Origin of the sequence: Brevundimonas basaltis, assembly GCF_014202075.1 — a bacterium.
Lineage (GTDB): Bacteria > Pseudomonadota > Alphaproteobacteria > Caulobacterales > Caulobacteraceae > Brevundimonas > Brevundimonas basaltis.
In genome coordinates this window covers 525,438-547,263 of the sequence record NZ_JACHFZ010000002.1, presented here as the reverse complement: position 1 = coordinate 547,263, position 21,826 = coordinate 525,438, and the positions used below count along the sequence as shown (strand labels likewise).

Sequence of the window (21,826 nt, the reverse complement as noted above, 5' to 3'; positions counted from 1 at the left end):
CGGGTTTCATTGCGCATTCAGGTGCGGCGGCCCATTTTATCGCCGTAATCTCACCCAGTTGATCTAGAACGGTTACGCTTGCCGCGCGTTGAGTGCGGGAACGGCAAGCCTGCAAGGAGACCGCCTTGGCGAACATCACCCTGGTCGACGACGACGAAAACATCGTGGCGTCCGTGTCGCTGGCGCTGGAAAGCCATGGTCACAAGATCACGGCCTTCCACGACGGCGCCGCCGGGCTGGAGGCGCTGGAAACCACGCCGCCGGATCTGGCGATCCTCGACGTGAAGATGCCCCGGATGGACGGGATGGAGGTGCTGCGCCGCCTGCGCCAGACCAGCCAGATCCCGGTCATCATGCTGACCTCCAAGGACGAGGAGATCGACGAGATCCTCGGCTTCAACCTCGGCGCCGACGACTACATCCACAAACCCTTCAGCCAGCGGCTGCTGATCGAGCGGGTCAAGGCCCTGCTTCGGCGCACCGGGGCCGACGGCGGCGAGCCGGAACCCGCGGGCGACGGATCGACCCGGGCCATCAAGCGCGGCAAGCTGTCGATGGATCCCGCACGGCACGAATGCACCTGGGACGGCAAGGCGGTGAAGCTGACCGTGACCGAGTTCCTGCTGCTGCAGGCGCTGGCCCAGCGACCCGGCTTCGTGAAGAGTCGCGACAACCTGATGGACGCCGCCTACGACGATCAGGTCTATGTCGACGACCGCACCATCGACAGCCACGTCAAGCGGATGCGCAAGAAGTTCCGGGTGGTCGATCCCGAGTTCGACGCGATCGAGACCCTGTATGGCGTCGGCTATCGATACCGCGAGAGCTGAGCCGGACGATCCGGCGGACGACGACCGGCCGCGCCGCCCGCAGCGGTTCGGCGGATCGCGGCTGGGCGGCTTCATCCTCGCTCTCAACCTGCTCAGCCTGCTGATCCTGTTCGGCGGCGCCCTGGTGCTGAACGAGTGGAGTCGCGGGCTGATCGAGGCCCGACAGGAGACGCTGGCGGCGCAGGCCGAACTGCTGGTCCAGGTGCTGGGCGACGAGCGGCTCGGCGTCACCCGGGGCGAGCCGACGCCGGAGCTCAACTATCTGGAGGCCAGCCGCTGGCTGCGCGACAACTTCATCCCCGAGGGCCAGCGGGCCCGCCTGTTCGATGTGGACGGCATTCTGGTGGCCGACAGCTACCAGGTGACCGAAGCGATACCGGGTGAGCCCCTGCCGCCGGCCCTGCCTGCCGGCAGCCCCCCTCCGGTCCTTGACGCCGCCGAGGAGGCCCGCGACGCCCGCGAGCTTGAACAGGCCCGGCGCGCCCTGGCGGAGGAGGTCGAAACCGCGCTGGAGGGCCAGTCGTCGGCGACCTTGCGCATGTCCGAGGGCGGCGACCGGGTGGTGTCGGTGTCGATCCCCGTGCGCCACGTCGAACAGGTGCTGGGCGTGCTGACGCTGGAGGCCGGCGATGTCGACGAGACGCTGGCGGCGCAGCGGCTGGCCCTGATGCCCTTCGCCCTGGTGGCGCTGTTCGTGTCGCTGCTGTCCTCCCTGTTGCTGCACCTGTTCGTGGCACGGCCGGTGATGCGATTGTCGGCGGCGGCGGACGCGGTCCGTCTCCAGCGCGCCCGGGCCATCTCCCTGCCCGACCTCGATCACCGCAGGGACGAGATCGGCGACCTGGCCCGGTCGCTGGAGACCATGACCGAGACGTTGTCGGACCGGATGGACGCCATCGAGCGGTTCGCCGCCGACGTGGCCCACGAGATCAAGAACCCGCTGACCTCGATCCGCTCGGCGCTGGAGACCCTGCCGCTGGTGAAGACCGACGCCCAGCGCGAGAAACTGACCAATCTGCTGCAACAGGACGTGCGGCGGCTGGACCGGCTGATCACCGACATCTCCAACGCCTCGCGGCTGGACGCCGAATTGAACCGCGACCGGCCGCGCTCGATCGATCTGACCGTGCTGCTGAGCGAGATCGTCGGGGTCTACGAGGCTGCAGTCCGGCCCGACGGCGGCGTCCATGTGACCTTCGAGGATTCGGGCGCCCGACACGCCATGATCCGCGGCCGCGACGGTCCGCTCGGGCAGGTATTCCGCAACCTGATCGACAACGCCCGTTCGTTCAGCGCCGCCGGGGGCGAGGTGCGGGTCAGCCTGTCGCGGGACGACATCGATCCCGACCAGCCGGTGCGGGTGCGCGTCGACGACGACGGGCCCGGCATCCCGCCCGAGAACCTCGAGACGGTGTTCGAACGCTTCTATACCTCGCGGCCCCGGGGCACGGCCTTCGGGACCAATTCCGGGCTGGGTCTGTCGATCGTCCGTCAGATCGTCGAGGCGCACGGCGGACGGGTCTGGGCCGAGAACCGGCTGGGAGCGGACGGGGAGGTCGCCGGCGCGCGCTTCGAGGTCGCCCTGCCCGCCGCGACGGCCGGACGGCGGCCGTGAGCGCGCAGCAGCCTCTCCACGGGACGGTGGCGGCGTGCTGGACCACCGCCGCCGGCTGGCGCGGGGTGCTGATCACCGGCGCCCCGGGTGCAGGCAAGAGCGACCTGGCGCTGCGTCTGACGGGACGCGGCTGGAGGCTGGTCGCCGACGACTACGCCCATGTCGTGGCGTCCGGCGGAGCCCTGTACGCCATCGCGCCGGAGACCATCGCCGGCCGGATGGAGGCGCGGGGGGTCGGGGTGCTGACGGCCTGCGCCCGCGGTCTGACCCGGCTGTCGTTGACGGTGGAGCTGACCGACGGGAAGGTCGAGCGCCTGCCGGAGGCCGAGTCCCGGACCTTCGACGGGGTGTCCCTGCAGTTGCTGCGCCTGAACGGATTCGAGGCCTCGGCGGTCGAAAAGGTCGCGGCGGCGCTCGCCCGGCTTTAACCCGCCGTCCGTTTGGGCTATTCCGCGCGGCTTGCGGCCGGTCCAGCGGACGGTCGGAGACGCGGGGGCGCGAGTCTTGGTGAAGCCTTCATGATCGGCCTGGTGATTGTCACCCACGGGGGACTGGCCTCGGAATTCCTGTCGGCCATGGAGCACGTCGTCGGCCCGCAGCGGGGCGTCGCCGCGATCTGCATCGGGCCCGAGGACGACATGGAGCGCCGCCGTCGCGACATCGTTGACGCCGCCCGGGCGGTCGACGACGGCGACGGCGTCATCCTGCTGACCGACATGTTCGGCGGCACGCCGTCCAACCTGGCCATTTCGGTGATGGAGGAGACCTGCGCCGAGGTCATCGCCGGCCTGAACCTGCCGATGCTGATCAAACTGGCCAGCGTGCGCGCCCGCGAGCCGCTGCAGGCCTGCGTCGCCCACGCCCAGGACGCCGGGCGAAAATACATCTCGGTCGCCAGCTGGGTGCTGCAGGGCGAGAAATGAGCGACGCGGCGAGCGCCTCAGCCGGGCGGGCGGCGGCGACCGCCAACATCTGCAACACGCGGGGCCTGCACGCCCGCGCCAGCGCCAAATTCGTCAAGTTGGCCACGACGTTCGACGCCGAGATCCACGTCACCCGCGATGGTGTCACGGTCAACGCCCTGTCGATCATGGGACTGCTGATGCTGGGCGCCGGCAACGGCTGCGGCATCGAGATCGCCGCCGAGGGCCCCGAGGCCGAGGCGGCGGTGGCGGCGCTGGCCGATCTGGTCGCCCGCCGTTTCGACGAGGACCAGTAGCGAGAACGACCGCAGGCGGTCGCGCGCGTCACCGCCCGGACGTTACGGCGTCTCGGTGATCAGCAGGGTCGCCGCGGCGGTGCCCCCGTTGAAGGTGCCGATCCAGATGTCGTAGGTCCCGCTCGACGGCTTGTTGAAGCGCACCTCGGCGTCGCCGTCACCCCAGCTGTCGTCATCGCAATACCACCGGCCGTCCGGGCCGTTGATGATCAGGGTGGTGTCTGTCGACGAGCGGGTGCGGAACACCAGCGGCAGAGATCCGGCGCTGTAGGTCACCTCGTAATCCGGCGCATTGGAGATGTCCCCGACGCAGGACGCCGGCAGATTGGTGTCCGTATAGGCGTCGATCGAGCCGCCGGCGGTCAGATTGACCCGATGCGGATCCGGCGTGAACCCGGCGCTCAGGCGGATTTCGCCGTAGTTGGCGGTCATGCCGGCGTTCTGGGCGGCGGCGACGCCCGGCGCGGCCAGAATGGTGAGCGCCAGCGCGTTGATGAGCATTTTCATGTGTTCAGTCCCCGACAATCTGTGGATCAGCCCGGCCGGACTCGACGCCTTTCGAACGGCGTCGTCAAGTTGGACGAACATTGTTGTCAGGTTTCGTGGGTCGCTCGACCGCTTCAGCGGTGGTCTCGCCCCCCTGCATGGCGCGCCGCGCGAAGCAGGATGGTGGAGCCGAGGGGAGTCGAACCCCTGACCTCGTCATTGCGAACGACGCGCTCTACCAACTGAGCTACGGCCCCGTTTCCGGGTTTCGGGCGAGGGCGCGACATACGAGCGGCGGGCCGGTGGTGTCAACGGTGTTCGGCGCCGATCGTCGCGAGGCCCGCGCGAATCCTTGGACAGGGCGGATCGACGCGCTAGAAGCGGACGGCATCGCGGGAGCATATCGTCCATGGGTTACGCCATCGTCTGGCTGGTCAACACCGTCCTCAGTCTCATGACGTGGGCGATCATCATTTCAGCCATCATGAGCTGGCTGTTCGCCTTCGACGTCATCAACCACCGCAACCGGTTCGTGAACCAGATCGCCATGCTCCTCGACGCGCTGACGGGGCCGATCCTGGCGCCGTTCCGCAAGATCATTCCGCCGCTGGGCGGACTGGACATCTCGCCGATCGTGGCCATCCTGACGCTTCACTTCCTCGGCATACTGTTCAACCGGATGAGCGCTCCCTTCCTGATTCAGGTGCTGGGTTAGGCGTGACCAGCGGGCGACAGGGAGACCCCACCGAAGCGACGGCGGACGGCGGGCGCTTGCACCCATCCGCAGGCCGTCTAGGGTGCCGCTCCGATCGGGCCGAGCGCCTGCCAGACCACCGGACTTCATGACCACGATCCGATCAGTCGCCATTGTCGGCGCCGGCCAGATGGGGGGCGGCATCGCCCAGGCCGTCGCGGGGGGCGGCTATGACGTCCTGCTCCACGACGCCATCCCGGAACGCATCCCGCAGGCCCAGGGGGTCATCGCGGCCAGCCTGGCCCGTCAGGTGGCGCGCGGCGCGATGAGCCAGGCCGAGGCCGACGCCGCCCTGGCCCGGATCCGGCCGGCGAAGTCTCTGGCAGAGGCGGCCAAGGCCGATCTGGTCATCGAGGCGGCGGTCGAGGACGAGGCGGTCAAGAAGGCCATCCTCGCCGACCTGCTTCCGCATCTGGGCCCGAGAACCCTTCTGGCGTCCAACACCTCGTCGATCTCCATCACCCGGCTGGCCTCGGCGACGGACCGGCCCGAGCGCTTCATCGGCCTTCATTTCATGAAGCCGGCCCCGGTCATGAAGCTGGTCGAGATCATCCGCGGCATCGCCACCTCGGCCGAGACCTACGACACCGCCGTGACCTTCGCCGAAAGCCTCGGCAAGACCACGACCAACGCCGAGGACTTCCCCGCCTTCATCGTCAACCGCATTCTGGTGCCGATGATCAACGAGGCGATCTACACCCTGTACGAGGGCGTGGGGAACGTGGCCTCGATCGACAAGGCGCTGAAGCTGGGCGCCAACCACCCGATGGGGCCGCTGGAGCTGGCCGACTTCATGGGCCTGGACGTGGTGCTGGCCATCATGAACGTGCTCTACGAGGGCCTGGCCGATAGCAAATACCGCCCCTGCCCTCTGCTCGTGAAATACGTCGAGGCCGGCTGGCTGGGGCGCAAGTCCGGGCGCGGCTTCTACGACTATTCCGGCGACACGCCGGCGCCGACCCGATGATGCGCCCGAAACTTCCGCCGCTCGAGCGGCCCGAGGACTTCCCCGGCCAGACCCGGGTGACGTGGCGGCGCGAACCGCACGCCATCGTGCTGGCGGCGATCGCAGGCGCCCTGTGGCCGCCGCTGATCCTCACTTTGCCGATCTGGCCGCCGCGAAACTGGATCCCGGGGCTGGAGATGGACTGGCGTCTGCTGGTGTTGTTGATCGGCCTGCTGGCCGTACCCGGCGGCCTGTGGCTGCTGGACAAGGAACGGCGGCGGACCAGCCGGCCGTCGACCCGGTTGGGCGTGATCTGGCGGTTCATGTTCTACGGCGGCCTGCTGGCCACGGCGCTGGGCGCGCTGTTCGCCCTCGTCCAGTCGGTGCTGCAGTGGCTCAACGCGTCCAATGTGGGCGAGGCGGTGGGCGGCAGCGAGACCTCCCTGCTGATCTATGGCGTCGGGGGCCTGTCGGTCGCCGTGCTGGTCGGCGTCAGCTACGCCCTTTGGGCCGGCCTGTGCGCCGCCTACATCGCCTTCCGGCCCCAACCGGAGGTGCGCGACCGCCTCGGCCTGATGGGCGAGCGCGATCCGGACTGAACCCCCGGCGGATCGAGGTTACGGGAAATTTAGTTTCAATCGCGCCCTGTCGGTGTAAAGTTTCCTTGTCTGCACTGGGGGGGGAAGGCCGACATGACCGCCGAGACGACGACCGCCGTGGCGCCCGGGGCCGTGGGCCCTGTCCGCGAAAAGGACCGGATCCACAATCTCGACATGCTGCGGGGCTGGGCCATTCTCGGCATCCTCGCGGTCAACGCCATGGCCTTCGCCTGGCCCGTCGAACTGATGATGGCCGAAGCGCCGCCTCCGGGCGATCTCAGCCGCGCCGACGTGATCGGCCTCTGGGTCACCGACGTCTTCTTCTCCGACAAGATGCGCACCCTGTTCACCATGCTGTTCGGGGTTTCGGTCTTCCTCGTAGGCGGCGAGCGCTCCGATGAGGTCCGCGGCAAGGTGCTGGTCCGCCGCCTGCTGTGGCTGGGCCTGTTCGGCGCGCTCCACGGCGCCCTGCTGTGGTACGGCGACATCCTGCTGCACTATGCCTACTGCGGCCTGCTGCTCATGCTGATGCGGTCGTGGTCGGCCAGGCGGCTGCTCTGGGTGGGCGGGCTGATCACCCTGCTGTGGGGCGTGGTCGCGACCCTCGGATACTGGGCGATGGGCAATCTGCCGCCGGAGTTCGCGGAGCAGATGGCGGCCGGACGCCCGACGGCGACGCCGGAATCGATCGCGGCCACCGTGGAGCTCTATCGCTCCGGCTGGCCCGCCGGACTGATCGAGAACCTCAAGCACTGGGCCCTGTTCCAGCTGATGATCAGCCCCTTCCTGATCCCCATCACCGTGCCGCTGATGATGCTCGGACTGGGGCTGTTCAAGTCCGGCTATCTGTCGGGCAAGGCGCCGATGTGGACCTATCTTCTCGTTCTGCTGGCCGGCGGCGCCAACCTGGTCCTGTTCGCCGTCTGGGGCTGGCAGGAGGCCATGGCGGGCGAAGGCGCCGATCCGACGGGCGGACTGGCTGACGCGGCGGGCGGCATGGCCCCGTTGATCACCCTGTTCTACGCCACCCTGCTGATCCTGATGGTGCGGTTCGGGTTGAAGCCTTTGACCCGAATCTTCGTCCCGGTCGGCCGCATGGCCTTCACCAACTACCTGACCCAGACGCTGATCATGGTGACCCTCTACTATGCGCCCTGGGGCCTGATGTGGTTTGGAACCCATTCGCCGGTCGAGATGTGGCAGGTGGTCGGCGCCGTCTGGATCGCCCAGTTGATCTGGTCGCCGCTGTGGCTGTCGGTGTTCCAGATGGGCCCGCTGGAATGGCTGTGGCGCTGCCTGACCTACGGGCGGATGGTGCCGATCCGCAGAGCGGCCGCCGCCTGATCGTTGCTCCATGCCGGGCGATGGCTTAATCGCCCGGCATGACCGACGCTCCGATCCGACCTGAAGCCCGCGCCCCCCGGGGTTTCGCCGACCGCCGCGGCCGCGACCTGATCGCCGAGCGGCGGCTGGTGACGCGCGTGTCCGCCGTCTACGAGCGCTGGGGCTTCGAACCGCTGGACACCGGCGCCTTCGAATACGCCGACGCCCTCGGCAAATTCCTGCCTGACGCCGACCGGCCCAACGAGGGCGTCTTCGCCCTTCAGGACGACCCGGACGACGAGGGCAATGGCGAGTGGATGGCGCTGCGCTACGACCTGACCGCGCCGTTGGCCCGGTTCGCGGCCCAGAACTGGGAGACCCTGCCCAAGCCGTTCCGCCGCTATGCCTTCGGACCGGTGTGGCGCAACGAGAAACCGGGCCCGGGCCGCTTCCGCGAATTCGTGCAGTGCGACGCCGACACCGTCGGCTCGGACCGGCCCGAGGCCGACGCCGAGATCATCGCCATGGCCTGCGAGGGCCTGCAGGCGGCCGGACTGGCGCCGGACCTGGCCGTGGTCCGGGTGTCAAACCGCAAGCTGTTCGACGGCCTGTTCGAGACGGGGGGCGTCGAGGACGCGGGCCAGAAGCTGACCGCTCTGCGCGCCATCGACAAATACGACCGGCTGGGCTGGGAGGGCGTCGCCGCCCTGCTGGGCGAAGGCCGGCTGGACGAGTCGGGCGACTACACCAAGGGCGCGCAGCTGCCCTCCAAGGTGATCGGCGCCATCGAGGGCTTCCTCGCCTCGGCCAACAGCCCCGACCTGTCGCGGGCCGAGACCCTCGACGCCGTCGCCCGGTCGGGGAACATCGGCGCGGTCGGCGAGGCGGCGCTGGCCGAGCTGGCCGCCATCGACGCGGCCCTGAACGCCATGAAGGTTGATCAGTCGGCCGTGCGTTTCGACCCGACCATCGTGCGCGGTCTGGAGTATTACACCGGCGCGGTGTTCGAAGCCGAGCTGCTGCTCGAAACCACCGACGACAAGGGGCGGGCGGTGCGCTTCGGCTCGATCGGCGGCGGCGGGCGCTATGACGATCTGGTGGCGCGCTTCACCGGCGAGCGGCTGCCGGCGACGGGCTTTTCGTTCGGGGTGTCGCGGCTGGCCTCGGCCCTGCGCGCGGCCGGGCGCGGCGCGGCGGACGCGGTGCGCGGGCCGGTGGTGGTGATCGCCTTCTCCGAGGCCGACATGCAGCACTATCTCGACGCGGTGGCCGAGCTGCGCAACGCCGGCGTCGCCGCCGAACTCTATCTCGGGCGCGCGGGCATGAAGGCGCAGATGAAATACGCCGACCGTCGCGGCGCCCCGGCGGCGGTGATCCTCGGCGGCGACGAGATCGCGGCGGGTCAGGTCACGGTCAAGGACCTCGACGCCGGGCGGGCGCTGGCGGCCGGGATCGCCGACAACGAGGCCTGGAAGGCGGAGCGTCCCGGCCAGGTGGTCGTGCCCCGGACCGACCTCGTGGCCACCGTCCGCCGGATCGTGGACGCTCCGCGCACGGATGCGTGAGTTATCATTGATAAGGAATGAAAACCGGGCGTTTCGGCTGACACTTCATTGACTTGACCGCCGGAATGTCGTCATTCTGCCGCCACTCGAAAGCCGTGGCGTTCCGACGCCGCGGCCTTTCGGAGGCGTTTCGGGGAGGAAACGTCCGCTCCGTAGAGAGCGAAAGAAGCCCGCCGCGATGTATCCCCCGCGGCGGGCTTTTTCGTGCCCGGCGTTTGCACGCTGTCGCCGCGCAACGGCTCGGCGGCCGCGAAGCGCCGTTACGGACACTGGCGGTTGCCGCACCGGGATGGGTGCGCGAAACCAACCGGATGATTGTCAGACCGGAAAAGCCCGAAGACATCCCTTCCATCAGGACTCTGACCGACGCCGCCTTCGTCGGAGTTGAGCACAGCAGCCGGACCGAGGCCGCTATCGTTGACGCCTTGAGGGCCGCCGACGCGCTAACACTGTCTCTTGTTGCCGAACTTCAGGGATCGATCATCGGCCATGTCGGCTTCTCGCCTGTGCTGATCGACGGCAGGGACATCGGATGGTCTGGCCTCGGCCCGGTCTCGGTCTCACCGGGCTTGCAACGGGGCGGAGTCGGTTCGGCGCTGATCAAGCAGGGCTTGGACAAGTTGGCGAGGCGTGGTGCTCAGGGATGCGTCGTCCTTGGGGATCCCGACTATTATGGTCGCTTCGGGTTCAGCAGCGACCACGCCCTTCGCTATGGGGATGTTCCGGCTGGGTATTTTCAGTCGCTGCTATTAGCTGGTGAACTCGCCGCTGGCGAAGTGACCTACCACGCCGCTTTCGAAGCCACCTGAAGGTCAGGGTCCGGTCTCCACCCCCTGACCGTCGTCCGGCGCGTCCGCTCTCGCCCTGCGGGTCACGAAAAAGGGCCGGAGCGTCGCCGCTCCGGCCCCTTCGTCGTTCAGTCGGTGAAACGCCCTACCAGATGCGGACCCGGTCTTCCGGGGCCAGGTAGTATTTGTCGCCGGGCTTGACGTCGAAGGCCTCGTACCAGGCGTCGACGTTGCGCACAGGGCCGATGACGCGGAATTCGGCCGGCGAGTGCGGGCCGACGGTGACCTGCTGGCGCAGGGCGTCGTCGCGATACTTCGTCCTCCAAACCTGGGCCCAGCCGTAGAAGAAGCGCTGGTCCCCGGTGACGCCGTCCAGCACCGGCGCGGGCTGGCCGTTCAGCGACAGGTGATAGGCCTCGAGCCCGACGGCCACCCCGGCGGCGTCCCCAATGTTCTCCCCCATGGTCAGGCCGCCCTGGAGGAAGAAGCCCGGGAGGGGCTCGTAGGTGTCGTACTGGGCCCCCAAGCGGGCGGTCAGCGCGTCGAAGCTGGCCTTGTCCTCGGGCGTCCACCAGTTGCGCAGCACGCCATCGCCGTCGGACTTGGAGCCCTGGTCGTCGAAGCCGTGGCCGATCTCGTGGCCGATGACCCCGCCGATGGCGCCGTAGTTCACCGCCGCGTCGCCGTTCGGATCGAAGAACGGCGGCTGCAGGATGGCGGCCGGGAAGACGATCTCGTTGTTGGCCGAGTTGTAGTAGGCGTTCACGGTCTGCGGGGTCATGCCCCATTCGTCCTTATCGACCGGATCGTTCAGGCGGTTGAGCTGATAGTTCCACTGAAACTGGCCGGCGCGTTCCGCATTGCCGAACAGGTCACCCGGCTGGATCTGGAGCGCGGAATAATCGCGCCACTTGTCCGGATAGCCGATCTTGACCGTGAATTTGCTCAGCTTCTCGAGGGCCGCCGCCTTGGTGGCGTCGCTCATCCAGGTGTAGTCGGGGATGCGGTTGCCCAGGGCGATGCGCAGGTTGGCGACCAGTTCCTCCATCTGGGCCCGATACTCGGGCGGGAAATATTCGGCGACATACCGTCGGCCGACCGCCTCGCCGAGCATGCCTTCGGCGAAGCTGATGCCGCGCTTGTCGCGGCTGCGCTGCTCGGGCTGGCCCTGAAGGTCGCGCGAGCGGAACTCCCACTGGGCATCGGAGAAGCGGCGCGACAGCAGACCGGCGGCGTCGTCGGTGGTGTGGAACGCCTGCCAGGCCTGGATCACCTCCATCGGCGTCTCGGCGTAGATGGCCGCGATCAGGGGCATGGCGGTGTCCTGACGGACAACCAGCCGGGGCACGTCGCCGACCCCGACCGCGTTATAGTAGTCCTGCCAGGCGAAGCCGGGCGCCTCGGCCGCCAGTTGGGTGATGGTGTATTCGTTGTAGGTCTCGTCGCGATTTCGGTTCTGGATCGGCGTCCAGTGCGCCTCGGCGATGCGGGTCTCGAAGGCGACGATGGCCTCGGCGGCGGCGGCCGGATTATCCCAGCCGATCATTTCCAGCATGCGGGCCACGTAGGCCTGATACAGCACCTTCTTCTCGGCCCAGCGGGCGTCGAGATAGTAGTCCCGGTTAGGCAGGCCGATGCCCGACTGGCCGGTCGAGACGACGTAACGGGTCGGGTGCTTCTGATCGATCGTGATGCCGGTGCCGAAGATGGTGGCCCCGACCCGGCCCTGGGTCTCGCCCATGTAGATCGCCATGGCGTCATGGGTGTCGGCGGCGCGGATGGCGGCGAGGTAGGGCTGCAGCGGCTTGGCGTCCAGCGCCTCGATGCGGGCCTCATCCATGTAGGAGCGGTAGGCGTCCGCGATCTTCTGTTCGTCCGAGCCGGCCGCCAGATCCGTGCGGGCGGTGAGGCCCTCGATCATGGCCTTGACCCGGTTATCGGACAGTTCGCGGAGCAGGGCGAAAGAGCCGTAGCTGGTGCGGTCTGACGGAATTTGCATCTCGTCCAGCGCCGTGCCGTTGGCGTGGCGCATGAAGCTGTCTCCGGGACGGACAGAGGCGTCGCGGCCGGCGAGGTCTACGCCCCAGGTTCCGTATTTCGGCGTCTCGATGCCCTGGTAACCCTGGACCGTGGCGCCGGCTTCCTGGGTCGAGAACAGTTCGAAGACCGTGCAGCCCTCGTCGACGCAGGCGTGGTCGTGACCATCATTCGCGAAATGCTGGGCCAGCGCGGGCGCGGCGGGCAGGAGCAGGGCGCCGACGGCGGCCCCGATAAGCAGCTTCTTCATGTGGGTTTCCCTCGACTTGACTTCGCTTTCCGGAAGGTCGGCGGCGACCCTACGCCGGGAGGCCGGCCTGTCGCCTGAATTTTTTGTCATGATGCAAAGGATTCCCGGGCACGACGGCGTTTCAGCCTGTAGGCTGAACCGTGTGGAGGACGGATGACGGGACACGGCGGCGGCGGCGAATACAAGGATCTGGTGGTCTTCCTGGCCGCGGCGGGCGTCATGGTGCCGCTGTTCAACCGTCTGAAGATCAGCCCCATACTCGGCTTTCTCGCCGCCGGGGTGCTGCTCGGCCCGGACGGCCTGGCGCGCTTCGCCGACACCGCGCCATGGCTGGCGTGGCTGACCATTTCCGACGCCGGGCAGATCCGCTCCTTGTCCGAACTGGGCGTCGCCTTCCTGCTGTTCATGATCGGGCTGGAGCTGTCGTGGGGCCGGCTCAAGTCGATGCGGCGGCTGGTGTTCGGGCTCGGCCTGACCCAGGTGGCCGCCTGCACCGTGGTGCTGGCCGCCCTGTTCATGATGCTGGGCCAGACCCTGGTCTCGGCGGCCGTGCTGGGCATGGGGCTGTCGCTGTCCTCAACCGCCGTGGTCATGCCCGTCCTGGCCGAGAGCGGACGGGTGCAGACCGCCTCGGGGCGAGCCACCTTCTCGATCCTGCTGGCCCAGGACCTTGCCGTCGCCCCCATCCTGATCACGGTGACGGTGCTGGCGGCGCTGGCCCAGAGCGGCGGCGATCTGGCGCCCGGCACGCTGGGCGCGGCCCTGCTGACGTTGGTGCCGGCGGCGATCGGTCTGGCCCTGCTGGTCGGTCTCGGACGGCTGGTGCTCCGGCCGATGTTCCGTTCGGTGGCCCGGGCAAAGGCTCGGGGCCAGGGTCAGGAGATGTTCGTTGCGGCCAGCCTGCTGGTTGTGGTCGGCGCCGGTCTGGCGGCGCAGGCGGCGGGCCTGTCGATGAGCCTCGGCGCCCTGATCGCCGGCCTGCTGTTGGCCGAGACCGAGTTCCGGCGCGAGGTCGAGCTGTCGATCGAGCCGTTCAAGGGACTGCTGCTGGGGGTGTTTTTCGTCGGCGTCGGCATCGGCCTGGACCTCGACGCCGTCGCGGCCAATCCGGCGTGGGTGTTCGGCCTCGCCGCGGCTCTGACCGCCATCAAGATCGGTATGATTTTCGGCGCCGCCCGGCTGTGGGGGATCAAGCGCAAGGCGGCCATCGAAACCGCCCTGGTGCTCGGGCCGGCAGGAGAGTTCGCCTTCGTCATCCTCGGGGCGGGCCTGGTCGAGGGCATCGCCTCGCCCGCCTTCACCGGCACGGTGCTGGTCGCGGCCACCATCAGCATCTTCACCATCCCGGCCATGGCCGCGCTGGCCGGGTGGCTGACGCGCGAGGCCCCGGCCGCGCCTGACCTTCCGCAGGAGGCGCTCGAGCCGGTCGGGGCGGAGAACCAGGTGCTGGTCGTCGGCTACGGCCGGGTCGGCCGGCTGGTTGGTGAGATGCTGAGCGAGCACGGCCAGTCTTATCTGGCGCTCGATTCCAACGCCTCGACCGTGGCCAAGGGCCGGGCCGAGGGGTCGAATGTCTTCTACGGTGACGCCGGGAGGGCGGAGATGCTGCAGCTGTGCGGCGTGGACACGGCGCGGGCCGTCGTCGTGACCATGGACTCGCCGGGCAAGGTGGACGAGGTGGTGCGCACGGCGCGGGCGCTGCGGCCGGACCTGATCCTGATCGCCCGTGCCCGGGACGACCGTCACGCCGTACGCCTGTACCAGCTGGGCGTCACCGACGCAGTGCCCGAGACCACCGAGGCGGCGCTGCAGTTGGCGGAAAACACCCTGGTCGATCTGGGCGTGCCGATGGGGCTGGTGCTGGCCTCGATCCACGAGCGCCGCGACCGCTTCCGTACACTCTTCCAGGACGCCATGCCGGACCGCGACGCCCGACCGCGCAAGGCGCGCGCCCTGCGCACCGCCGCGCGGCCCTGAACAGGGTCAGAATGTCGCGGCGTTAACCGCTGAGGTCATTGCCCCGTTAATCTCCGCACCCCATTTTGGTCATCGTTGCGTGATGATTGCCCAACCGGCATCAGACGACGACGCCCTGCGGATACGGCCTAGCGTTCCGCTTCCTCCCCATCGCTTCGGCGGTCAGTTTTTCGATCGGCGGATACCCTCCGCCGTCCAGTCGAGTACCCGTTTCATGCGAGATATCGCCCTGTCCCCCGCCCCCTCCGAATCCACGTCCGAGACCGAAACCCCGCGGCTGAATCGCCGCCAGGCCGCCAAGGTGCGAACGCGCCAGAAGGTTCTGGACGCCGCCCGCCAGCTCTTCGCGGAGCGGGGCTATGAGCCGGCCACCATTCGGGACATCGCCAAGGGCGCGGGCATGTCGACCGGTGCGGTGTTCGCCAACTTCCAGGACAAGGCGGAACTGTTCGAAGCCGTGCTGTCGACCGACATGGTCAAGCTGGCGGAGACCATGAAGGCCGCCGCCGCCTCGGAAGGCTCGATGCGGGGTCGGCTTCTGGCCGCGCTCGCCGCCGGCTACCACGCCTCGCTGGAGCAACTGCCGCTGGTCCAGGCGGTGATCGCCCGTTCGTGGTTCCAGCCCGTCGCCGCCGAGATGCGCACCCGCGCCGCCATCAAGCCGATCCTCTCGGTCGTCACCGACACGCTGCAGGCCGGGCTGGGCGAGGGCGAACTGCGCCAGGACGCCGATGTGCGGCTGCTGTCCGAACTGATCTACGACGCCTTCCTGTCCAACTACCGCCGCGCCGCCTACGACGGCTGGACCACCGCCCAGCTGTCCGAGCGCATGGGCAAGCAGGTCGACGTGATTCTCGCCGGCGCGCTCAGCCGGCAGTAGATCACGCCATCCCGAACTCGAATTAGAGTCGAAGGCCGCGGCGCCCGCCGCGGCCTTCAGCTTTTCCACCTCAGCGTCGCCGGTTTGATCGGGTTCTGGAACGCCCGCCCCTCGGCGCGGCTCCTGCCCCACTCCCGCTTGAGCTGCTGGTACCATTTCGCCTGTCGGTCGGCGTCGTCGATCCAGATCAGGGCCGGGTCGTAGCGCAGCCCCTCGTTCTGCAGGTTCACCATGCCGCCGTCCTGTTTCAGGAAGGCGACGACGCCCATGCGCAGGAAGGGCCTGGCGAGGCCGAACACCCAGTGATCGGACCAGAAGATCTGGGTGATCGTCGTCCTGTCGTCCGAGCGGGGAGTCAGGCAGGTCAGGGCCAGCACCTGCTTCTTTCCCACCTGGATATGCTCCCAGCGATAGCCGGGCAGGCGGAAGCTGATCTCGGTCGCCGGAGCGCCGCCGAGGAGTTTGTAGGCCCGGCTGTTCGACGACGGGGCATGGCGGACCATGGCAAAGCCCAGCTCGCGCGGCTCGAAGGCCTTGGCCTTCTCGTGCATCGAATGCTCGGAACGCCACCACCATTGCTGATGCACATAGGGGCCGTGAGCGGGGTCCATCAGCCCGACCACGGCGTGATCGATGTGGGCCTCGAAGTCCATCGCCTCGACCAGTCTGGCCTCGCCGCCAACGACGCCGGGGAATACGGGCGGCCCATGGTCGGGCTCTATCGGGTTGCGCGGGTCAGAAGCGACCCAGACGAAGACCATCCCCTGGCTCTCGCGCACCGGGTATGACCGCACCCGGATGCGCTCCGGCTCATAGGCCTGGTCCTCGACCAGCGAGGGGATGGCGGCGCAGACGCCATCGGGGCGGAAGCGCCAGCCGTGGTAGCAGCACTCGATGGTCTCGCCCTCGCCGGGCTTCTCGACCAACCGCCCGGCCGACAGGGGCGCGGCGCGGTGCGGGCAGATGTCGCGCATGGCGTAGACCTGCCCGGCCCGGGTGCGGCCGATCAACACCGGCTCGCCGAGCAGTTCATGGCGCTTCAGCGAGGCCGGCGCCACATCCCGCGACAGGGCGACGAAATACCAGCTATCCTGCACGAAGCCCTTGCCGAAGACGGCGGCGGGTGCGCCCCGGCTTGCGGCGGGAGCGGTGTCGGCTAGGGTCTCGGTCGAGGTCATGGCATCATTCTAGGACGGCGGCGGCCATCGCCGCCAGCCGGTCCGTCGCGCGGCGCAGAAAGTACTTTACATTCTAAAGTCGATTGGATAATCGGCGGGTGTACTGATGGAAAGATCGCACCGATGAAGACCGCCCTGATGAACCTTCTGGCCGCCGCCGCCCTCGCCACGCCCGCCCTCGCGCAGGAGAGCCACGGCGCGCACGCTCCCGCCGCCGCACAGGCGGGCCACGGCCACGCGCACGCCGACTTCGAGTCCGGCCGCTTTCACGTCCGCATCGACGGGCCCGAGCACCCGGTCGGCGACGTCATCCTGATCCCCGGCCTGTCGTCCTCGCCCCATGTCTGGGATCAGCTGACGGACGAGCTGAAGGGCCGCTACCGGCTCCACCGCATCCACGTCCAGGGCTTCGCCGGAGCCCCGGCCGAGGACAATGCGGAAGGGCCGGTCTCCGCGCCCGTGGCCGAGGACCTCGCCCGCTATATCCGCGAGCAGGGGCTGGAGAAGCCGGCGGTGATCGGCCACTCGATGGGCGGCACGATCGGCATGATGCTCGCCGCGCGCCATCCGGACACCGTCGGCAGGCTGATGGTCGTCGACATGGTCCCGTTCATGGGCGCCATGTTCGGCGCGCCGGGCACGAACCCGACGGCGGAAAGCGTCGCGCCGATGGCGGACCAGATCTACGCCGCCATGTCGCAGGGGCCCGAGGACGCCTATCGGCAACAGGCCGAGGCGACCGTGACCAGCATGATCAAGACGGAATCGGCCCGCTCCGGTCCGCTGGAGGACACTCGGCGCAGCGACCGGCAGGTGTCGGCCTCGGCCTATCGCGAGCTGATCGTCACCGATCTGCGGCCCGAGCTGGGCCGCATCACAGCTCCGACGGAAGTTCTCTATGTCGCCTTCGATTTTCCCGGCATGACCCCCGGGATGACGGACGGCATCTATCGCGGCTCGTTCGCCAACCTGCCGGGCGCGGAACTGAAGCGGATCGACGACAGCGCCCACTTCATCATGCTTGACCAGCCGGCCGTCTTCGCCGCCGAGGTGAACGCGTTTTTAGAATAGGGCCGCCCGGAGCCATGGTTTCGGCGGAAACGTCCCTCACGGTCGCGTGACGACGTGAGGGGCGTTTGCGTGCGTCCGGCGAACCGCTAAGACCGGTGCCGGACAGGATGAGGTTTCGATGGCGGGTTCCGGCTTCAGCTTCAGGCGGGGCGGCGGCGGTGGTGGCGACGGCCAGCCGAAGCCGAGCCGCACGCCCGCGCAGCGGCTGATCTACTGGGGATCGGTGGTGGCCGTCTGGGCGATCATCTTCCTGGTGGTCTTCTTCGCCGTCTTCGCGCGCGACCTGCCCGACACCTCGACCCTCTATAATATCGACCGCCAGCCCTCGATCACCTATCTGGACCGCAACGGCGCCCTGATCGCGGTGCGCGGCACCCAGCAGGCCCCGCCCGCCGATCTCGAGGCCCTGCCCGACTATGTCCCGGCGGCTTTCATCGCCATCGAAGACCGGCGCTTCTATCACCACCCGGGCTTCGACCCGATCGGCATGAGCCGGGCCATGGCCGCCAACATGCGCGCCGGGCGGGTGGTCCAGGGCGGGTCGACCCTGACCCAGCAGCTGGCCAAGAATCTGTTCCTGTCTCCGGACCAGAATGTGAAGCGCAAGGTCCAGGAGCTGATGCTGGCCGTGTGGCTGGAGATGAAATTCTCCAAGGAGGAGATCCTCGCCCTCTATCTGAACCGGGTCTATTTCGGGGCGGGAGCCTATGGCATCGAGGCGGCCTCGCAGCGCTATTTCGACAAGGGCGCCAAGGACCTGACTGTCGGCGAGGCGGCCCTGCTGGCCGGGTTGCTCAAGGCTCCGTCGCGCTATTCGCCGGTGTCCGAGAGCGAGCGGGCGGCCGCGCGGGCCACCGTCGTCCTCAACGAAATGGTCGATGCCGGCGTGATCACCTCCGAGCAGCGGACCCAGGCCGTGACCGAGCCCGTCCGGGTGTCGCGGACGCTGGCCAGCCAGCACGCTCAGTATTTCGTCGACTGGCTCGACAAGCAGATCCGGGAACTGGTCGGCGAGCCGACCGAGGACATGATCGTCGAGACGACGCTGGACCTGACCCTTCAGACCTCGGCCGAGCGGGCGGTGCGGCGCATCCTCGAACGGGATGGCTCCAAAGGCGTCGAGCAGGCGGCGCTGGTCGCCCTCGACGGCGAGGGCCGGGTGCGGGCCATGATCGGCGGCGCCTCCTATACCGACAGCCAGTTCAACCGGGCCGTCGACGCCCGCCGCCAGGCCGGTTCGGCGTGGAAGCCGTTCGTCTATCTGACCGCGCTGGAAAGCGGCTACACGCCCCAGACCCGGGTCAACGACGCGCCGATCCGCATCGGCAACTGGTCGCCCCGAAACTATTCCGGCAGCTTCGCCGGCGAGATGACGCTCGCCAACGCCGTGGCCCAGTCGACCAATACGGTGGCGGCCGGCATGGCCGACCAGATCGGCCGCGACAATGTGGCCCGCACCGCGCGCCGCCTCGGCATCAGTTCGCGGATCGGGCTGGAGCCGGCCATGGCGCTGGGCGCCGTCGAGGTATCGCCGCTAGAGATGGCCCAGGCCTATGACGCCTTCGCCAACGGCGGCAAGCGCGTCCAGGCCTATGGCATCAGCCGTATCCGCACCCCGCAGGGCCGGGTCATCTACCAGCGCGCCAGCCGCGAAGCCGGACCGGTGCAGGCGATCTCCAATCCGTTTCTCTACTACCAAAACCAGATGCTGCGTGGGGTGATGACCTCGGGGACCGGCCGCTCGGCGGCGATCCCGGGCCGCGACACGGCGGGCAAGACCGGCACCACCTCGGACTACAAGGACGCCTGGTTCGTCGGCTACACCGGCGGCTTCGTCACCGCCGTCTGGGTTGGCAAGGACGACAACAGCCCGATGCGCGGCGTCACCGGCGGCTCCTCGCCGGCCGCCATCTGGAAAGCCTTCATGCAGGCGGCCCTGCCGCGTCTGAACGCGCCGTCGATCCCGGACGGGCCGGCCATGCCGGAGGGCTGGCGCCCACCCAACCCGGTCGAAAGCCTGATCGGCCAGATCGGCGACCTGTTCGGCGACAATCCGCCCGGAGACGGCGCTGTCGAGCCGCTGGACGAGAGCCTGCTGGAGCCGCCGCGTCAGCGCCCGACCGCGCCCGAGCGCAACGAGGCGCCGGTCCTGCGTCCGACCCAACCCCAGCCCCAGCGCGACCCGCCGGCCCCGCGCCCCGAGCCGGCCCCGCCGCTGGAGAAGAAGGCCGAGCCGCTGTTCTTCTGACGGCCGAAGGTCATGGAGGAAAAGCGATACGCCGCGGGGAGGAAAAACAGGACACCCGGGCAGGAATTGCGAGACACCGGGGACAACCGGGGCTACCGACCCACCGCATGCAGGGCCGGGCCGTTGTCGCGCAGCCATTTTCGAAAGGGCCGGTGGTCGCCGACCAGCCGCTGAACCACCGACCAGTAGGCCGGGCTGTGGTCGGCGTGGACCAGATGCGCCACCTCGTGGGCGGCCAGATAATCGGCCACGGCCGGCGGGGCCATGATCACCCGCCAGCTATAGCGGATGGTCCGGTTGTGCGGGCTGCATGAGCCCCAGCGCGACCGCGTGTCGGCGATGGACACGGTGACCGGGCGCTGGCCGAGGGTTCGCAGATGCTGCTCCGTCCGCTCGAGCAGGACCTGCCGGGCCAACCGCCGGAACAGGTTCTGGACCCGTCGCGAGAAAGCTTCCCCCTCGCCGCCGGACTGGATGAAGGGACCGTCTGGACCGTCGATCAGCCGGGCCGCCCCGGCCCCGCCGGTCGAGACCAGCCGGGTCGGGCGGCCGTAGAGGGGCACCACGGCGCCGGGCTCCAGCGGCGCGCTGTCAGGTCGTTCCGCCAGCCGCTGGCGCATCCAGTCGGCCTTGGTGCGGGCGAAGGCCACAGCCTGGGCCAGGCCGCGCTCGGACGGCGCGACCAGCACGGCCTCGCCGGCGCGGCCGTCGATGCGGATCGACAGACGCCGGGCGCGCGGATTGACCGACAGCCGGGCCGGAACGCCGACGGCGTCAGGCGGCAGCCGCTGGCCGTTCCGGTACTGCACAGATCGCCTCGTTCCTCGCGATGAAGTCGCGCACCCGCGGATAGATGTCGTCGCGGAAGCGGCGGCCGTTGAAGACGCCGTAGTGGCCGACCTCCGGATGGACATAGAGCGTGCGCCGGTCGTCGGGCAGACCCGAACACAGGCCGTGCGCCGCCTGGGTCTGGCCGACACCGGAGATGTCGTCTTTCGCCCCCTCGACGGTCATCAGGCCGATGTCGGCGATCTTCGTCAGATCGACCTTGCGCCCGCGATGCTCGAGCAGACCGCGCGGCAGCAGGTGCTGCTGGAACACGATGTCGATGGTCTGGAGATAGAACTCCTCGGTCAGGTCCAGCACCGAGAGGTATTCGTTGTAGAATTCCTCGTGCTTCTGGGCCCCGTCGCCGTCGCCGTTGACCAGATGCTGGAAATATTCCTGGTGGGCGTCGACGTGCCGTTCCTCGTTCATCGACATGAAGCTGTAGAGCTGCACGAAGCCCGGATAGACCCGCCGTCCGAAGCCCGGATAGGGCCACGGCACGGTGTGGATCATGTTCGAGCTGAACCAGGTGAATGGCTTTTCCTCGGCCAGCTGGTTGGTCGCCGTCGGCGACAGGCGGGCGTCGATCGGCGAGCCCATGAAGGTCATCGAGGCGGGCCGATTGGGGTCCTCGTCCTCGGCCATCAGGGCGCAGGCGGCCAGAACCGGCGGCCCCGGCTGGCAGACGCCGACGACATGGGCGCGCGGCCCGATGACCCCCAGCATGGTCCGGACGTGGTCGATGTAGTCGAAGAAGTCGAACCGCCCCTCCAGCATCGGCACCTGACGGGCGTTGACCCAGTCGGTGACATAGACGTCGTGGTCCTGGAGGAAGGCCTCGACCGTGCCGCGCAGCAGGGTGGCGTAATGGCCCGACAGCGGGGCGACGATGAGCACCGCCGGGGCCGCAGTCGGCTTGCCCGCCCGCTTGAGGTCGCCGACGTGGCGGGCGAACCGCACCAGTCGGCACCATGGCGAAGACCAGACAACCTGTTCGGTGGTGCGCACCGGGCGGTCGGCGACGGTGACGGTTTCCAGCCCCCAGGCCGGCTTGCCGTAGCGCCGGGTGACGCTCTCGAACAGCTCGGCCGAGGCCCAGGCGGTGCGCGCCAGGGCGGTATCGGCGGCCGGGTTGAACGGAGAACTCCAGAACTGACGGGCCATCTGGGCCCCGATCCGGAACGGCGTCGCCGAGTGATAGGCGAGCTCGTGAAGCGAATACAGCATGCGTG

The 21,826-nt window shown here is 68.7% G+C and carries 20 protein-coding genes and 1 tRNA gene; 15 read left to right on the top strand and 6 right to left on the bottom strand.

The features are described from left to right. Positions 1–125: 125 nt before the first annotated feature. The 5 genes from HNQ67_RS07175 to HNQ67_RS07155 all read left to right on the top strand — a co-directional run bounded on the left by HNQ67_RS07175 (position 126) and on the right by HNQ67_RS07155 (position 3,664). Positions 126–830 (top strand): two-component response regulator ChvI, encoded by a 705-nt coding sequence (locus HNQ67_RS07175; protein WP_183253804.1) that lies wholly within the window; start codon positions 126–128, stop codon positions 828–830. Continuing rightward, positions 799–2,445 (top strand): stimulus-sensing domain-containing protein, encoded by a 1,647-nt coding sequence (locus HNQ67_RS07170; protein ID WP_183253802.1) that lies wholly within the window; start codon positions 799–801, stop codon positions 2,443–2,445. Before HNQ67_RS07175 ends, HNQ67_RS07170 begins: the two co-directional genes overlap by 32 nt. After that, a complete protein-coding gene (locus HNQ67_RS13615) occupies positions 2,442–2,873 on the top strand; it encodes an HPr kinase/phosphatase C-terminal domain-containing protein (RefSeq protein WP_183253800.1) in 432 nt (143 codons plus the stop codon). The genes HNQ67_RS07170 and HNQ67_RS13615 overlap by 4 nt, the downstream gene beginning before the upstream one ends. A gap of 90 nt (positions 2,874–2,963) precedes the next feature. Further along, positions 2,964–3,368 carry a PTS sugar transporter subunit IIA gene (locus HNQ67_RS07160; RefSeq protein ID WP_183253798.1) on the top strand — a complete coding sequence of 135 codons (405 nt, stop codon included), beginning with the start codon at positions 2,964–2,966 and terminating at the stop codon, positions 3,366–3,368. Beyond that, positions 3,365–3,664 carry an HPr family phosphocarrier protein gene (locus HNQ67_RS07155; protein WP_183253796.1) on the top strand — a complete coding sequence of 100 codons (300 nt, stop codon included), beginning with the start codon at positions 3,365–3,367 and terminating at the stop codon, positions 3,662–3,664. Before HNQ67_RS07160 ends, HNQ67_RS07155 begins: the two co-directional genes overlap by 4 nt. A 42-nt stretch (positions 3,665–3,706) precedes the next feature. Here HNQ67_RS07155 and HNQ67_RS07150 read toward each other — a convergent pair whose 3' ends face one another. Together HNQ67_RS07150 and HNQ67_RS07145 are read right to left on the bottom strand one after the other, a co-directional pair. Beyond that, the gene (locus HNQ67_RS07150) at positions 3,707–4,171 is read right to left on the bottom strand and encodes a peptidase S1 (RefSeq protein ID WP_183253794.1); all 465 of its coding nucleotides are present in this window, start codon (positions 4,169–4,171) and stop codon (positions 3,707–3,709) included. A 160-nt stretch (positions 4,172–4,331) separates the two neighbouring features. Next, positions 4,332–4,407: transfer RNA gene (locus HNQ67_RS07145), tRNA-Ala, on the bottom strand. A gap of 152 nt (positions 4,408–4,559) precedes the next feature. Between HNQ67_RS07145 and HNQ67_RS07140 the strand changes: the two genes are divergently transcribed. The 6 genes from HNQ67_RS07140 to HNQ67_RS07115 all read left to right on the top strand — a co-directional run bounded on the left by HNQ67_RS07140 (position 4,560) and on the right by HNQ67_RS07115 (position 10,146). Continuing rightward, the gene (locus HNQ67_RS07140) at positions 4,560–4,865 is read left to right on the top strand and encodes a YggT family protein (protein ID WP_183253790.1); all 306 of its coding nucleotides are present in this window, start codon (positions 4,560–4,562) and stop codon (positions 4,863–4,865) included. Between the two features lie 127 nt (positions 4,866–4,992). After that, on the top strand, positions 4,993–5,871 hold the full coding sequence (locus HNQ67_RS07135; RefSeq protein ID WP_183253788.1) for a 3-hydroxybutyryl-CoA dehydrogenase: 879 nt from the start codon (positions 4,993–4,995) through the stop codon (positions 5,869–5,871). Continuing rightward, positions 5,871–6,449 (top strand): phthalate transporter, encoded by a 579-nt coding sequence (locus tag HNQ67_RS07130; protein WP_183253786.1) that lies wholly within the window; start codon positions 5,871–5,873, stop codon positions 6,447–6,449. The genes HNQ67_RS07135 and HNQ67_RS07130 overlap by 1 nt, the downstream gene beginning before the upstream one ends. 93 nt (positions 6,450–6,542) lie before the next feature. Next, entirely contained in the window at positions 6,543–7,793 is a 1,251-nt protein-coding gene (locus HNQ67_RS07125; protein ID WP_183253784.1) for a DUF418 domain-containing protein, read from the top strand. A gap of 38 nt (positions 7,794–7,831) precedes the next feature. After that, entirely contained in the window at positions 7,832–9,337 is a 1,506-nt protein-coding gene (hisS, locus tag HNQ67_RS07120) for a histidine--tRNA ligase (RefSeq protein ID WP_183253782.1), read from the top strand. Between the two features lie 215 nt (positions 9,338–9,552). Then, the gene (locus HNQ67_RS07115; protein WP_246347475.1) at positions 9,553–10,146 is read left to right on the top strand and encodes a GNAT family N-acetyltransferase; all 594 of its coding nucleotides are present in this window, start codon (positions 9,553–9,555) and stop codon (positions 10,144–10,146) included. A gap of 124 nt (positions 10,147–10,270) precedes the next feature. On the opposite strand, the gene HNQ67_RS07110 is transcribed toward HNQ67_RS07115, so the two are convergent. After that, positions 10,271–12,412, bottom strand: coding sequence for a M13 family metallopeptidase (locus HNQ67_RS07110; protein ID WP_183253780.1), 2,142 nt, complete (start codon positions 12,410–12,412; stop codon positions 10,271–10,273). 153 nt (positions 12,413–12,565) lie between these two features. Here HNQ67_RS07110 and HNQ67_RS07105 point away from each other — a divergent pair, with 153 nt between their 5' ends. Together HNQ67_RS07105 and HNQ67_RS07100 are read left to right on the top strand one after the other, a co-directional pair. Further along, the gene (locus HNQ67_RS07105; RefSeq protein WP_183253777.1) at positions 12,566–14,389 is read left to right on the top strand and encodes a cation:proton antiporter domain-containing protein; all 1,824 of its coding nucleotides are present in this window, start codon (positions 12,566–12,568) and stop codon (positions 14,387–14,389) included. 214 nt (positions 14,390–14,603) lie between these two features. Next, the gene (locus tag HNQ67_RS07100; RefSeq protein WP_183253775.1) at positions 14,604–15,269 is read left to right on the top strand and encodes a TetR/AcrR family transcriptional regulator; all 666 of its coding nucleotides are present in this window, start codon (positions 14,604–14,606) and stop codon (positions 15,267–15,269) included. Positions 15,270–15,325: 56 nt separating this feature from the next. Here the strand turns inward: HNQ67_RS07100 and HNQ67_RS07095 are convergent, their stop codons facing one another. After that, the gene (locus HNQ67_RS07095; RefSeq protein ID WP_183253773.1) at positions 15,326–16,447 is read right to left on the bottom strand and encodes an aromatic ring-hydroxylating oxygenase subunit alpha; all 1,122 of its coding nucleotides are present in this window, start codon (positions 16,445–16,447) and stop codon (positions 15,326–15,328) included. Positions 16,448–16,570: 123 nt separating this feature from the next. Here HNQ67_RS07095 and HNQ67_RS07090 point away from each other — a divergent pair, with 123 nt between their 5' ends. Both HNQ67_RS07090 and HNQ67_RS07085 read left to right on the top strand, forming a co-directional pair. Then, positions 16,571–17,518, top strand: a complete 948-nt coding sequence (locus HNQ67_RS07090) for an alpha/beta fold hydrolase (RefSeq protein WP_183253771.1) — start codon at positions 16,571–16,573, stop codon at positions 17,516–17,518. A 118-nt stretch (positions 17,519–17,636) separates the two neighbouring features. Then, positions 17,637–19,766: a transglycosylase domain-containing protein gene (locus HNQ67_RS07085; RefSeq protein WP_183253769.1), complete on the top strand. Its 2,130-nt coding sequence runs from the start codon at positions 17,637–17,639 to the stop codon at positions 19,764–19,766. A gap of 92 nt (positions 19,767–19,858) precedes the next feature. On the opposite strand, the gene HNQ67_RS07080 is transcribed toward HNQ67_RS07085, so the two are convergent. Both HNQ67_RS07080 and HNQ67_RS07075 read right to left on the bottom strand, forming a co-directional pair. Then, positions 19,859–20,575, bottom strand: coding sequence for a YgjP-like metallopeptidase domain-containing protein (locus HNQ67_RS07080; protein WP_183253768.1), 717 nt, complete (start codon positions 20,573–20,575; stop codon positions 19,859–19,861). Continuing rightward, entirely contained in the window at positions 20,541–21,821 is a 1,281-nt protein-coding gene (locus HNQ67_RS07075) for a polyhydroxyalkanoate depolymerase (RefSeq protein ID WP_183253765.1), read from the bottom strand. Before HNQ67_RS07075 ends, HNQ67_RS07080 begins: the two co-directional genes overlap by 35 nt. Between the last annotated feature and the right edge of the window lie 5 nt (positions 21,822–21,826).

Coding starts and splice junctions, on each gene's coding strand:
- HNQ67_RS07140 (WP_183253790.1), top strand. CDS start 4,560: ATGGGTTACGCCATCGTCTGGCTGGTCAACACCGTCCTCAGTCTCATG.
- HNQ67_RS07095 (WP_183253773.1), bottom strand. CDS start 16,447: ATGACCTCGACCGAGACCCTAGCCGACACCGCTCCCGCCGCAAGCCGG.
- hisS (WP_183253782.1), top strand. CDS start 7,832: ATGACCGACGCTCCGATCCGACCTGAAGCCCGCGCCCCCCGGGGTTTC.
- HNQ67_RS07110 (WP_183253780.1), bottom strand. CDS start 12,412: ATGAAGAAGCTGCTTATCGGGGCCGCCGTCGGCGCCCTGCTCCTGCCC.
- HNQ67_RS07155 (WP_183253796.1), top strand. CDS start 3,365: ATGAGCGACGCGGCGAGCGCCTCAGCCGGGCGGGCGGCGGCGACCGCC.
- HNQ67_RS07170 (WP_183253802.1), top strand. CDS start 799: ATGGCGTCGGCTATCGATACCGCGAGAGCTGAGCCGGACGATCCGGCG.
- HNQ67_RS07075 (WP_183253765.1), bottom strand. CDS start 21,821: ATGCTGTATTCGCTTCACGAGCTCGCCTATCACTCGGCGACGCCGTTC.
- HNQ67_RS07130 (WP_183253786.1), top strand. CDS start 5,871: ATGCGCCCGAAACTTCCGCCGCTCGAGCGGCCCGAGGACTTCCCCGGC.
- HNQ67_RS07150 (WP_183253794.1), bottom strand. CDS start 4,171: ATGAAAATGCTCATCAACGCGCTGGCGCTCACCATTCTGGCCGCGCCG.
- HNQ67_RS07100 (WP_183253775.1), top strand. CDS start 14,604: ATGCGAGATATCGCCCTGTCCCCCGCCCCCTCCGAATCCACGTCCGAG.
- HNQ67_RS07135 (WP_183253788.1), top strand. CDS start 4,993: ATGACCACGATCCGATCAGTCGCCATTGTCGGCGCCGGCCAGATGGGG.
- HNQ67_RS07090 (WP_183253771.1), top strand. CDS start 16,571: ATGAAGACCGCCCTGATGAACCTTCTGGCCGCCGCCGCCCTCGCCACG.
- HNQ67_RS07125 (WP_183253784.1), top strand. CDS start 6,543: ATGACCGCCGAGACGACGACCGCCGTGGCGCCCGGGGCCGTGGGCCCT.
- HNQ67_RS07105 (WP_183253777.1), top strand. CDS start 12,566: ATGACGGGACACGGCGGCGGCGGCGAATACAAGGATCTGGTGGTCTTC.
- HNQ67_RS07085 (WP_183253769.1), top strand. CDS start 17,637: ATGGCGGGTTCCGGCTTCAGCTTCAGGCGGGGCGGCGGCGGTGGTGGC.
- HNQ67_RS07160 (WP_183253798.1), top strand. CDS start 2,964: ATGATCGGCCTGGTGATTGTCACCCACGGGGGACTGGCCTCGGAATTC.